Origin of the sequence: Paenibacillus periandrae (genome assembly GCF_022458865.1) — a bacterium.
In the GTDB taxonomy this organism is placed as follows: Bacteria; Bacillota; Bacilli; order Paenibacillales; family NBRC-103111; genus Paenibacillus_S; species Paenibacillus_S periandrae.
The window spans coordinates 222976-235758 of sequence record NZ_JAJNMU010000014.1 but is presented as its reverse complement, the minus strand read 5'-3'; the positions used below and the strand labels follow the sequence as shown (position 1 = coordinate 235758).

The 12783-nt window shown below is 46.7% G+C and carries 10 protein-coding genes; 8 read left to right on the top strand and 2 right to left on the bottom strand.

The features are described 5' to 3' along the window. Positions 1-142 precede the first annotated feature (142 nt). The 6 genes from LRL21_RS24020 (at position 143) to LRL21_RS23995 (ending at position 8505) form a co-directional block, all read left to right on the top strand. Positions 143-1024 (top strand): carbohydrate ABC transporter permease, encoded by an 882-nt coding sequence (locus LRL21_RS24020; RefSeq protein ID WP_240418331.1) that lies wholly within the window; start codon positions 143-145, stop codon positions 1022-1024. 26 nt (positions 1025-1050) lie between these two features. Then, a complete protein-coding gene (locus LRL21_RS24015) occupies positions 1051-2610 on the top strand; it encodes a type 2 periplasmic-binding domain-containing protein (RefSeq protein WP_240418330.1) in 1560 nt (519 codons plus the stop codon). A gap of 147 nt (positions 2611-2757) precedes the next feature. Next, positions 2758-5082, top strand: coding sequence for a helix-turn-helix domain-containing protein (locus tag LRL21_RS24010; protein WP_240418329.1), 2325 nt, complete (start codon positions 2758-2760; stop codon positions 5080-5082). A 392-nt stretch (positions 5083-5474) separates the two neighbouring features. Continuing rightward, entirely contained in the window at positions 5475-6470 is a 996-nt protein-coding gene (locus LRL21_RS24005; protein ID WP_240418328.1) for a dihydroxyacetone kinase subunit DhaK, read from the top strand. 359 nt (positions 6471-6829) lie between these two features. Then, positions 6830-7498, top strand: coding sequence for a dihydroxyacetone kinase subunit DhaL (gene dhaL / locus LRL21_RS24000; protein WP_240418327.1), 669 nt, complete (start codon positions 6830-6832; stop codon positions 7496-7498). Between the two features lie 38 nt (positions 7499-7536). Next, on the top strand, positions 7537-8505 hold the full coding sequence (locus LRL21_RS23995) for an aldo/keto reductase (RefSeq protein ID WP_240418326.1): 969 nt from the start codon (positions 7537-7539) through the stop codon (positions 8503-8505). Between the two features lie 81 nt (positions 8506-8586). On the opposite strand, the gene LRL21_RS23990 is transcribed toward LRL21_RS23995, so the two are convergent. Next, positions 8587-8934 (bottom strand): hypothetical protein, encoded by a 348-nt coding sequence (locus LRL21_RS23990; RefSeq protein WP_240418325.1) that lies wholly within the window; start codon positions 8932-8934, stop codon positions 8587-8589. 68 nt (positions 8935-9002) lie between these two features. After that, positions 9003-9758: a helix-turn-helix transcriptional regulator gene (locus LRL21_RS23985; RefSeq protein WP_240418324.1), complete on the bottom strand. Its 756-nt coding sequence runs from the start codon at positions 9756-9758 to the stop codon at positions 9003-9005. A gap of 138 nt (positions 9759-9896) precedes the next feature. Between LRL21_RS23985 and LRL21_RS23980 the strand changes: the two genes are divergently transcribed. Beyond that, positions 9897-10814: a nucleoside hydrolase gene (locus tag LRL21_RS23980; protein ID WP_240418323.1), complete on the top strand. Its 918-nt coding sequence runs from the start codon at positions 9897-9899 to the stop codon at positions 10812-10814. Positions 10815-10949: 135 nt separating this feature from the next. Next, positions 10950-12767, top strand: coding sequence for an ATP-binding protein (locus LRL21_RS23975; protein ID WP_240418322.1), 1818 nt, complete (start codon positions 10950-10952; stop codon positions 12765-12767). The last annotated feature ends 16 nt before the right edge of the window (positions 12768-12783 follow it).

The following is a 12783-nucleotide window of genomic DNA, read 5'->3' as shown; positions in this document are numbered from 1 at the left end:
CGAATCTTGCATTCAGGTTCAAACTGCGGTGCTCATTTAGGATTTTCCTAAACTCCGCTCCTTATTATCACCTTCATGCAACCTTCTCGGTGCTGAAAAGTAGACTTTTTGAACACGTACTATTTTAGAAAGGAGACGTCTCATGAGCTTTGTTGCAAGCAAGAAAATGACCACCTTTGATTGGGTGAATTATACGCTTCTGGCGATCACTTCATTCGTCTGTGTGTTCCCTTTCATTTACGTATTCAGTGTTTCCTTCACCGATCCTGATGTGTATGTGCCGCTTAAATTTTATTTGTTCCCGGACCAATGGTCGCTGGCTGCTTACAAATACTTGTTGTCGACCAACAGCTTTCTGAACTCTCTGAGCAACACGATATTTATTACCGTTATCGGTACAGCGCTGAGTATTGTTTGTTCGTTCACTCTCGCGTATACGCTTACAAAAAAAGCAATGCCTGGTCGGAATTTTATGCTGAGCGCGGTTGTCTTCACACTCGTATTCAATGCGGGGATTGTACCCGGCTATATCCTGGTTAAGGAATTAGGATTAATTAACTCACTTTGGAGCTTAATATGGCCGAGCTTAACAAGCGCGTGGAGCTTGATTGTTATCAAGAGCTTCTTTGAATCTTTGCCTGCGGAATTGGAAGACTCCGCACGGATCGATGGATGCACCGATATTGGCGTATTCCTGAGAATCGTTATTCCTTTATCCATGCCGGCGATTGCAGCCTTCACGCTATTTTTCGCCGTATCCTATTGGAACACTTATTTTAATGCGCTGATTTACTTGTCCGATTCCAAGAAGTGGACACTGCAGGTCCTGATTAAAACATTGGTAATCGATTCTGATTCCAATGGTGTAGGTCAGGCTGGTGCGGGAGGCGATTCCCGTGCGGTACCTCAGGAAACGATTCGGATGGCTTCCATTATGCTTGCAATGGCACCAATCCTGTTCGTGTACCCGTTTTTGCAGAAGCACTTTGCCAAGGGAGTTATGTTAGGATCAGTTAAAGGTTAACACAAATGATGAGGGGGATTTAACAAATGAAACCACTACACGTGAAAAGATTGTCCATGAGCTTGTCCTGCTTATTAGCCATTTCGATGCTGGCGGCTTGTTCGGACGGCGGCAGTGGCTCGAAGACTGCTGCACCTGCAGCAGATCCTAAGGCAGCGCCCAAAGCTGCTGAAGCAGAGAAGCCGCTAACTGTCAAAATTTTCGCAGGCTTGTATAACGATGCGCCTGATATGAATAATGCTTATTGGACGGAGTGGCAAAAACGCACAAATTCCAAGCTGGAAATGGAATGGGTGCCGTCCGGAGATATCGATACGAAAATGGATTTGGTACTGGCCTCCGGCGATCTTCCGGAAATCCTGTCCTCCCCGAATGCGAACAGACCGTCACTGATCAATGCAGCCAAGAACGGCGCTTTCTGGGATTTGGGTCCTTTCCTGGGGGATTTCAAAGAATACCCGAACCTGAAAAACAATCTGGCAAAGGATGCACTCAAATATTTGTCCGTTGACGGAAAAGTGTATGCGCTGCCACGCTCCCGTTCCCGTGTCGATCTGGGCCTGAAAATCCGTAAGGACTGGCTGGATAAGCTGAACATTCCAGTTCCAACCACATTGGATGAGTATGCAGCGGCATTGAAAAAAATTACCGATGCCGATCTGGATGGTAATGGCAAAAAGGATACGCTTGGCATCATCGGCCAAGGTGTTGTTGTAGATGACGGAACAAACTTGTTTGCAGCTGGTTTCGGTGCATTGAATCCTACGTATAATGAAGAGGGCGGCATGATCGAAACGAGACTGACGCCGCAGTGGGATGATATGATTGCCTATTTCCGTCAAATGTACACCGACGGCGGATTGCCGAAGGAATTTTCGGTTATGAAGAGAACCCAGAACGAGGAATTGTTCAGAACGGGCAAAGCGGCTTCCTATACGAACAGTATCTGGTGGGATGACGAGTGGGAGAAGGAAAACAGAAAGACGCAGCCGGATGCCAAAATTTTGAATCTGATGTTAAAAGGGCCTAAAGGCGATTATGCACTGGAGCTGCAAACAGGTGTATCCGGCGGATACTACATTTCCAAGAAAGTACCAGAAGCCAGAGTGAAGCAATTGCTGAAATATTTGGAGCAAACCGCGTCCCAAGAGATGACCGATTTTGCATACTATGGTATTGAAGGCGTCCACTACAAAGTGGTAGATGGACAGAAAACGCTGACGGAGCAGGGCGTGAAGGAAGTCAACGTAACCAGTAAAGGCGCAGGCGTGTTGGCTTACTCCAAGTGGGGCAAGGTCATCAGTGCTTCCGGTTCAAAAGCATTTAACGATGCGAAAATAAAAGAGGTCGAAAAATTCGATGAGCTTGGCTTGGTAGACCCTTTCAGAGGTATCATTTCTCCGACCTGGTTGAATACTTGGCCCAAATATGAAAGCGAATGGAAAACGATGGAGGCTAAAGCGATTGTTGGCCAAATTTCCATGGATGAGTTTAAAGCTTATACAGCCAAGCTGAGAGCTTTACCTGAAATGAAAAAGGCATTCAAAGAATTCAGCGATGCCTACAAAACATTTACTGGTAAATAATACAATTATATGTGATCGAGCCCATTGTGGCCACCGGAACGAAGGCTTTCCGGTGGCCGCAATATTGCTGTTTTATGGCGATATTCAGCTAATTTTGTTATAATTCAGTTACATGGAATACCATCCATCGGTCAGGGGAGTGCACCAATGAGAAGATGCCTGGATTTCATACAAAGAACTTTTTTCTCGCTGCTGCCGCGAACGAATTATTTTAGACGGTTGATTTGGTTTGGCTGCTTGACAGTATCTATTCCCATAATTATTGCTGGTAGCGCTTACTATCATTTTTCGATTGTTAAAGTGAGCGATCAATTTAAAGAAGACAACAAGGCTGCATTGGTGCTGATGAAGGATCGTATGGAGAATCTGATGACGAGTGTCGAGCACGATTCTCTGAAAATATCGATCAGTTCGGTTGTGAAGGATAATATCGGCAAGCCGGGCTTTAAAACCGATTGGTTTCAGCAGAGTGGGGTTCAGGATCTGTTCCTGATACACAAAAATTCCAATAATCTTATCGATGATATTGTTTTTTATGAAGCTTTATCCGGGATTGTGCTCGCACAGAATTATGGTTATGTGACCTACGATAATTACAAAAGCCGCAGCGATCTGGATGCCGCTCTGAATATGAATGTTCCGGCAGGCTGGGTTTATCTTCCCGATGCGGCTGTAAACGGATACATTACGTATTTCCGCAGACTGCCGATTCTTCCCTCAGGCCAGCCTCAGGGTGCACTGCTCGTTCATGTGAAGGAAGAGGTGCTCAAAAATAATTTGACGGGTTATTCAACCTATTCCAAAAACCAATCCCTGCTTATACTGGACTCCAATAACAAAATTATTTTACATTCCACCAATGATTTGACTTGGGGCAAGCTGGCTGGCGATACGGTGGGACTGACGGATATTTTGGAAGACGAAACGAGCTCCGGGCAATATCTGATTAAAGCTCAAAATGGCGATTCCTATATAGCCGTTTTTCAGAGATCGCTGTTGGGCAGAACTTATATTTCCCTGCTTCCCGAGCACGAATTGCTGCAGCAGGTCAGCTGGATTCGGTGGCTGATTGTATTTACGGTAGCGGTTTTTCTCATTGTTGGCCTGCTGCTGACGTTCTTTGCTTCCAGAAGGATTTATAATCCGATCGAGAATTTGATCAAATATGGAGAGAACCTGCAGGGTGGACGGTCGATCAAGCAGCAGGGCAATGAAATTGAGTTCTTGAAATCGTGTCTGGGTCATTTGAACGAGCAAGCGTTGGCGTTGGAAACGTATATGCAAAAAACACGACCTAACCTTAGAGACCAGCTGTTGAGAAAGTTTCTGAAGGGCTTCACGGGAAGCGGTGAATCGCTGCTGCGGGACTGTGCTGATTTTCAAATCCCGACAAAGGGCTCGTTTGTTGTATTGATCACGATTGTTGAAAATTTATTTAAAGAAAAGCGCTTTTTGCCCAATGAAGGAGCTATTGTTCTGTTTGCGGTCATGAATGTAATCAAGGAGCTGCTGACCAAATCCCAGCTAAATGGCTATGTTGTCGAGCACAATGAGCGGGAAAGCATCACCATTCTGCACTTTGATGAAAGCGTACCGAGAGAACGGATTCTGCTGCTGACACGGACGTTTGCCGAGGAGATCAAGGAAGCTCTTAACAAATACTTATCCTTCTCGGTATCCAATGGCGTTGGCGGTATTTATATGGACATCACGCGATTATCGGATGGCTATCATGAGGCTCAGGCAGCTTTGCAAAACCGGATTTTCAGTGATTCGCAGGCCATTTTATTTTTTGACGAGCTGGAGCCTTCAGCGAAGCAATCGTTATTTTTCTATCCTCGTGAACAGGAAAAGGTCATTGTCGAAGCTTTGTCCAGAGGCGAGCTTGTGTATGCGGAGAAGGGCTTGAACGAATTTGCCAAAACCTTGCGCGATTCCGGCTCCTACAATACGATCTATCAGTGCTATCATGTGCTGCTTTCTTCGATTATTCAATCATTGGAGGAGCAGGGGCCGGGCGTGATCGATTCGTTGGAGGGCAACTGGTTTGATCAGCTCAAGGCAAGGCAAACTGCACGTGAAATCTATGAATGGTACATTGAGATTATTTTTCCATTGTATCAACAGCTTACTGAAGAATTTCGTAAAAAAAGTGTCAAAATCGCCATTCAGAAAGTATGTAAGCATATCCGCGAAAATCCCGGTGCCAATCATTCCCTGATCGAAAGTGCCGAGATGATCGGGATGAGTCCTTCCTATTTGAGCCGCATGTTCAAAAAGGAGGTTGGCGTCGCGTTTATTGAATATTTGACTGAATACAAGGTGGAGAAGGCGAAGCAATCGCTGCAGGATACCGATCTGAGTGTGATGGAAATTGCCGAGGTGGTCGGGTATTCGGAACGGAATTTGAACCGGGCCTTTCAGCGTTATGTAGGCATGTCGCCGAAGCAGTATCGAATTTCGAATCGTTAGCTTAGTCATGTACTTAAAGTCGTTCATTTATGAACGGCTTTTTTTGCTGTAGTCTTTCCTGTGAAATTTGATTACTGGAAGGACGGAGTAGTATTTCTCAGCGATCGGAAGGATATTTGGACGCACAGCGAGGCTTACTCACCGGATTTCTCGGCTACTCAAGATTGGACAAAAAATGTCCTGTAAGGAAAATATCCGTAAAAAGTGCAGCCTCAACCCTTTGCGATCCGCTTATCGCATCTCGATTCAATTGACAAATCTTGTTCAGTCCCGATTCATATGAATTGTCAGTTTAATGCTGTATGGAAGTGACCCTATAATGAGTACGTGAATGAGGAAAGCTGACAATCCGGCTTTTCTGCAAGAAATCAATGGGAGGCTAACATTCAACCATGAAAAAGCTAATCAATGCACCTAACTCGGTAGTTGATGAAATGATGGAAGGATATGCAGCGGCCTATCCTCAGTATGTGAGAATTCTGCCACAAAACAAGCGGTCGATCGTGAGCGTCAATACGTCTCGTCCCGGCAAAGTGGGTATCGTGATCGGTGGAGGCTCAGGTCATGAGCCTGCTTCTTTGGGATTGATCGGTAAAGGGTTGGCTGATGGTGTTGCCGTCGGCAATGTGTTCGCATCCCCACCACCCGCCCCTATTTTGGAGGTTACCAAGGAAATACACGGGGGCGCAGGTGTCGTTTATTTGTATGGAAACTATGCAGGAGACTGTATGAACTTTGACATGGCGGTTGAGTTGGCAGGCTTTGAGGACATTCGTGTGGAGACGGTCCGGGTAACGGATGATGTAGCTTCAGCATCCAGCTCGGAGCAGCGCCGTGGGATTGCCGGCTGTTTCCTGGTTTATAAAGCGGCCGGGGCAGCAGCTAACAAAGGTTTGTCACTGGACGAGGTGGTCAGACTAGCTTCCCATGCAAATGATAGCGTTCGAACCATGGGGGTTGGATTATCGCCTTGTTACTTGCCACAAACCGGAGAGCCGAGCTTTACGCTGGGTGATGATGAAATGGAAATTGGTTTGGGCATCCACGGTGAGCCTGGAGTAATGCGGGGACCGCTCCAAACCGCTGATGAGGTTGCACGGATTTTGTTTGACCGCATTATGGAAGATATGCCGATGGGTACAGGTGAACGTGCTGCGGTGCTTGTCAATGGTTTGGGCTCTACCCCACAAATGCAGTTATTCATTATATATAGAAGTATTGCAAAGCTGCTGGAGGAAAGAGGCGTTCGGATCCACCGTTCCTACGTTGGTGAGTATGTGACATCGTTGGAAATGGGTGGCTGCTCCGTATCCATTATGAAGCTGGATGATGAGCTTGCCGAATTGATCGACGAGCCAGCCGATTGCGCCATGTTTGTGCAGGTGTAAATCAAGCGAATAGGCAAAATTACAGAAGTTCGGTGAATAAGTCTCGCTGCGCGGCCAAATATCCCTCCGGGATAATGCTTACGAAGCCAGTTTGCTTTAGCAAACTCTCAACTGTTGAAATCATGAAAATGGATGAGATCAAGCGGTTTATTCAAGATTTCAAAGGCGAACGCTGACGCTTCTCCAGGACCATTTGGCCGCTCCGCTCTTTATTCACCTAACTTCCAGGTCTATGCTTACGAAGCCAGCTGCCTACGGAAGCTCAGCATATGCTTACGAAGTCAGTTTTGCTACGCAAAACTCTAAGTTTATGCTTACGAAGTCAGTTTTGCTACGCAAAACTCTTAGGAGGGAAATCCATGAACATATCGATTCAACAATTCAAAAACATACTGTTAGCTGCTCAAGTTCGCATCGAAGAAGAAAAAGAATATTTGTCCGAGCTGGATCGAGCATTAGGCGATGGCGACCACGGTGTAACGATGTCACTGGGATGGCAGGCGATAGCTGATACGGTAAATGCTTTTGAAAAGGAAGATTGCGGGTTGTTGTGCAAGGACATTGCAATGAGCTTTCTTAATGCGGTGGGCTCCTCGGTAGGTCCATTGTATGCCACGGGCTTTATCCGGGGGGGAGCTGTGCTGCAAGGCCAATCGGTTATCAGTCAGGCCGATATGATCGCATTCTGGACAGCGGTGGTACAAGGGATTCAAGAACGGGGGAAGGCCGAGCGAGGAAGCAAAACAATGCTCGATACGTGGATACCGGCTATCGAGAGCTTGCAGCAAGCGTATCGTGAGGACAAGGATCTGGCAGCTTGCTTCCATGAAGCCGTTCAGGCAGGCAAATTCGGGATGGAATTGACGAAAAGCATGCTGTCCAAAACAGGGCGATCCAACAAATTGGGCGACCGCGCTTTGGGACATCAGGACCCGGGGGCAACCTCAGCTTACGTGATTTTGTCTACCTTTTATGAACAAATCAAAGAACTGCAGCGCATTAATGTGCAGAAATCACTATTTAAATAAAAGGATCTATCCAAATAAGAATCCGTGGAGGAAACATAATGAATTATCGTACGCTGGGTAAGACAGGAATACAGGTATCCAATATTTGCTTTGGAGCGATGTCATTTGGCGGGATTGCTGATGAAGCGACATCCCTGGCTATGTTTAATCGCTGCCGCGAGGTAGGCATCAATTTTTTTGATTGCGCAGATGTGTATGCAGGTGGACGTTCAGAGGAAATTTTGGGCAAATGTATCGCCGATTGTCGGGACGAGGTTGTCATTACATCGAAGTTTTGTCTGCCGATGGGGAACGGGATCAATTCGAAGGGGATGTCCCGCAGACATATGATGCTTTCGGTTGAGAAGAGCTTGAAGCGTCTGAATACAGATCGCCTGGATGTGTATTTTGTCCATCACTTTGACGCCACGACAGATATGGAAGAAACGCTGCGCGGTCTGGACGATTTGCAAAAGCAGGGCAAGATTTTGTATCCCGCGGTCAGTAATTGGGCGGCTTGGCAAATTGCCAAAGCCTTGGGGATTTCAAACCATAGAGCTTTGGCGCGCTTTGAATGTATCCAGCCGATGTACAATCTGGTAAAGCGTCAAGCTGAAGTCGAAATATTGCCTCTGGCAGCATCCGAGCAAATTGGCGTTATTTCTTACAGTCCGCTTGCGGCAGGTCTGTTATCCGGCAAGTATAACCAAGGCGTTAAGCCTCAGGAAGGTCGATTTATCGACCATAAGGGCACACAGGACCGTTACGCCGATCAGATGAACTATGAGGTGGCTGATCGTTTTATCAAATTCGCAGGTGAGTTCGGAGCACATCCCGCTTCACTGGCTATTGCCTGGGTTATGGGCAATCCGGCAGTTACCGCTCCGATCATTGGTGCCCGCAACATGGAACAGCTGCAGCCTTTATTGGGCGCGCTCGACATTGAGATGACACCGGATTTGCGTAAGCAAATATCGGCGATGTCTGTAACGCCTCCACCAGCAACAGACCGTGCAGAAGAAGTGTAATCACCAGATAGCAGTATGAAAATAAATGAACCTCCAATGCCACGCAAGCTGTGGACGGGAGGTTCATTTGCTTATTAGTCTTTACAGAGCAGCCATCAAGCCAAAGCAGACAATGGAAAGACCTGTATAGAACCAGGTCCATTTTCGACTGTAGGCTTTGTTTTTCCACAACCGAATCAAGTACCACAGAGTGAATCCAGCCGACACAATCGTTATCAAGCTCAACGTATTCGTAAACCAGGGTGTCATAGTGAACGGTACCATCGTGCCCGTCATACCCTGATGCTGCGCATGATTGTGGCCGCTGTTCAAGCTTGCACTGCCAGCCATAAGTACCGGCAGCAGCAGATGGATACTGTGCAGCACAATCGGCAGCAGCAAGCCGCCTAACGGCAGTAATGAATATTTGCCAATGACTTTATCGGACAACGGTTTTAGCCCTCCCATCTCACCATTTCTACAGTCCTTTCTTCATATGTATGGGATGGGAGGATCAATTAGACCCGAGCGTTCTGCTTGCGAAACTGCTTGGGGGTTAGTCCGGTTTCCCGCTTAAACATACTGCAAAACTGGGCATCATTGAAAAATCCGGCCTCAAAAGCAATCTCAGCCACACTATGATTGAAATGGATCAGCATGTGACGGGCGTATGCCAGCCTTTTGCGAAATATATACTGCAGCGGAGCAGCACCATACTTTTCTTTAAAAAGATGGCGAAACCTGTCGTAGCTGTATCCTGCCATATCTGCCAAGGCTTCGATATGAATTTTTTGCCGGTAATGCTCATCCATATAATTGCGCGTATAGACGAGGTGATCGTAGTGCTGCACAGGCTGACTTTTTTGCCCCCATAAGCGCTGCAGATGAATAATGAGTTCTCCGGTCAGGAGATTGAGCATTTTATCGTAGTCCTGCTTTTGCAGAGTAAACTCGCTTTTTAAGCGTAACAGCAGTTCAAGCATACTGTGCTGCGAATCATCGCGGTAGATGGCATTTTTATCGATCGATATCGCTGTATCTGCTGTAAACCCGATGAACAGAACCTCAGTCGTTTCCAGATGCCTTTCATCATGAACCATCCCGGGTGTAATAAAAGAATAGGAGTGGGCAGCGTATGTCGAGGTTTGGGTGCCTATACGGGTGTGTCCGCTTCCTTGTATATAATAAACCAGCTCACAGCAGGCATGCTGATGAGGCTGAACGTAGCTTGCTTGCGGGTGTGTCAGATGGGAAAGAAATTCAAATCTGTTCAAGTATCAGCTACGCCTCACTTTCATTAAATAGCCAGATCATATAAAAAATTGACCGAAACATGATAAGGCTTTCAACGTTATTCTGTTACCATAATAGCACCGGGATTTACATATCGTAAATAGTGAGGAGATTGAATTATGGCACTGACCACTGAACAATTAATAAATCGATTAAAGGTTCCTACGAGCCGGATACGGGCGGTTCTGGACACGGACACCTTTAATGAGATCGATGACCAATTTGCCGTTGTTTACAGCCTGCTGTCCAAAGAAAAGCTGCAGATGGAGGCGTTCTACGCAGCACCCTTTTATAATGAGTTATCGAATGGACCCAAGGATGGCATGGAAAAAAGCTTTGATGAGCTGCAGCGTATATTAGAGATTATGGGGGTGCGGGAGTCCGTTCCATCCTATCGGGGATCGGAAGCTTATTTGCCTGATCCTTCAACTCCTGTAGAGAGCGAAGCGGCGCGTAACCTGGTGGAGAGGGCGATGGCATCGACGGCAGATGACCCCCTATATGTAATTTCAATTGGCGCAATAACGAATGTAGCCTCGGCCTTATTAATGGAGCCTGAAATTATTGATAAAATCGTCGTCGTCTGGCTGGGTGGTCATGCGCTGCATTGGAAGGATACGAAGGAATTTAACTTAAAGCAGGACCTGCATGCTTCCCGTATCGTGTTTGACAGCGGGGTGCCGCTGGTGCTGATTCCTTGCAAGGGTGTTGCTTCGCATCTGAGCACGAGCCTCTCGGAAATAAGGGACTACGTCAAGGACAGTGGGCCTATAGGCGAATATTTGTATGAGACTTACAAGAATTGCAGAGAGGACCACTATGCATACTCTCGGGTGATCTGGGACATATCGGCCATTGCCTATCTCGTTCAGTCAGACTGGCTGCCTAGCACGCTGGTACACAGTCCAATGATTTCAGAGGATTTTCGCTGGAGCTTTGATTCTAATCGGCACTTCATTCGTTATGTTCATGATTTGAAGCGAGATGATATTTTTAAGGATTTGTTTACCAAAATGCGGCTTGCTGCCAACAAATAACACATTCAAATTGAAAATGCTGCAATCGGTGTAGGCGAACCGGTTGCAGTTTTTTGTGCATATAGGCTTTTCGATTGTTTTAAGCCTGGGATTGCACTATGTGCCGTAGTGTTGCAAAACGCTGCAGCTTAAGGTATGGCTATATTCAACAAGGTTGAAACGTTATATAATAAATGCATCATCATTGCGCCGAAGGATGGGGTTTACATCATAAAAGATTTGATTCTCAATGCAGGTATCATGATCTCCTACTTCTTTCTGGTCAGTATTATTGTCAAGGAGCCCTTCAAGCCTGATTTAAGCAGGAGTGAGCAAATAAAGGCGGCTTTCAGTGCTGCTTTTTTGGGTATCCTTTTGATGTATTTCTCTGTTGAAGTGACGAATAATATTCGGCTCGATCTGCGGAATATACCGATTATCATTATTGCCGCATTTAGTGGCCCAATTCCGGCGATGCTGGCAGGTGGCTTGATTGCGTTGGCGCGTTATTTGCTCTTTGGCTTTAATGAGGCTTCATTGATTGCAGCATTGTCCATTATTGTGACCACATTAGGGGTGGCTGCTGTGACAAGGATAGGCCGGCTATGGCGAGTATGGTCCGTGGCTACTGCATGGAGCCTCATCTGTACATTGGGCTTATTGGCTCTGGGGCTCTGGGGTACCGATAAATTATGGAGCAGTGCAGCCGCTTTTTCATTGATAAGCGTATTTGGTGGTGCAGGTGTTACCTATCTGGTCGAGCTCTTGCAGAGCTCAGCCGTGATGGCCAGACAGAACCGCAAATATTTGCAGCAATCACTGCTGCAGAATGAGGAGCTGGAGGCACAGAACGAGGAAATCGCAGCCCAACAGGATGAATTGGAAATGATGTTGAAAAAAAACGAATCGCAATACGGGATGATTGAGCGTATTTTGCAAGCCAGCTCGGATGGGGTGATCCTATGCGATGCTTCGGGTCATATCCGTTATTCCAACGAGCAAATGAAGCGTCTGGGTTTGGATGGTGCTCATTGGGATAATATTACGGTTTGGCTGCATTCCTGGCAGCGTCTCGTACAGCCGGCGGACTTGAAGCTTCGTGAGCATGTGGCAGATGTACTCGCAGGACGCGAAGCCTCCTATCGGGTACGTTTCTCGATGCCGCTCGATAAAGTCAGGTATTACATAGAAATGCGTGTTGAGCCCATCTCTACGGCTCAAGAAGAAGCTGAATTTCTGTTCTTGTTTCGCAACAGAACTGAGGAAGAAAAGGCTGATGAAATTAAAAATGAATTTATTTCCGTCGTCTCTCATGAGCTGCGAACGCCGCTTTCTTCCGTACAAGGCTTTCTTGAAATTTTGCTGCATCGCAATTTGAACGAGGAGAAGCAGAAGCGGTATCTGCAAACGGTTTATGACGAGTCCTTACGTTTAAGTCATCTGATCAATGATTTTCTCGATATTCAGCGGTTGGAGGCGGGCAGGGAGGAGTACCATTTTGAGTTGATGGAGCTTTGTTCCTTTACCCAAGAAATGATTGGAGAATGGCAGCAGAGCAAACAGAAGCATCAGCTGTTTTTACAGGTGGCCGATGAGGAGCTGTCTGTACTGGCAGATCGGGATAAGCTGAAGCAGGTATATTTAAATCTGCTCAGCAACGCTGTTAAATACTCCCCCGACGCCATACGTGTTGATGTGCGGATATCGCGCTGCGGGTCGGATGTTCAGGTTGATTTTGTCGATTATGGGCTGGGTATCCCTGATGATGCGAGGTCGAGTATATTTGAGCAGTTTTACCGCGTGGACAATTCGGATCGACGCAAGATCGGCGGTTCCGGGCTGGGCTTGACCATTGTCAAAAAAATTGTAGAGGCGCACGGAGGCGTTGTCACTTTTGAATCGGTATTTGGGGAAGGTACAACGTTCAGCGTGAGACTGCCGATCAGCAATCGCATCGAATTTGAACAGCCGTGAATGCATGAAAATGGGG

Bases quoted from the DNA above. Each gene is read 5' to 3' on its own strand.
- LRL21_RS24005 (WP_240418328.1), top strand. From the start codon at position 5,475: ATGAAAAAGCTAATCAATGCACCTAACTCGGTAGTTGATGAAATGATG.
- LRL21_RS24020 (WP_240418331.1), top strand. From the start codon at position 143: ATGAGCTTTGTTGCAAGCAAGAAAATGACCACCTTTGATTGGGTGAAT.
- LRL21_RS23975 (WP_240418322.1), top strand. From the start codon at position 10,950: ATGGCTATATTCAACAAGGTTGAAACGTTATATAATAAATGCATCATC.
- LRL21_RS24010 (WP_240418329.1), top strand. From the start codon at position 2,758: ATGAGAAGATGCCTGGATTTCATACAAAGAACTTTTTTCTCGCTGCTG.
- LRL21_RS24015 (WP_240418330.1), top strand. From the start codon at position 1,051: ATGAAACCACTACACGTGAAAAGATTGTCCATGAGCTTGTCCTGCTTA.
- LRL21_RS23995 (WP_240418326.1), top strand. From the start codon at position 7,537: ATGAATTATCGTACGCTGGGTAAGACAGGAATACAGGTATCCAATATT.
- LRL21_RS23980 (WP_240418323.1), top strand. From the start codon at position 9,897: ATGGCACTGACCACTGAACAATTAATAAATCGATTAAAGGTTCCTACG.
- dhaL (WP_240418327.1), top strand. From the start codon at position 6,830: ATGAACATATCGATTCAACAATTCAAAAACATACTGTTAGCTGCTCAA.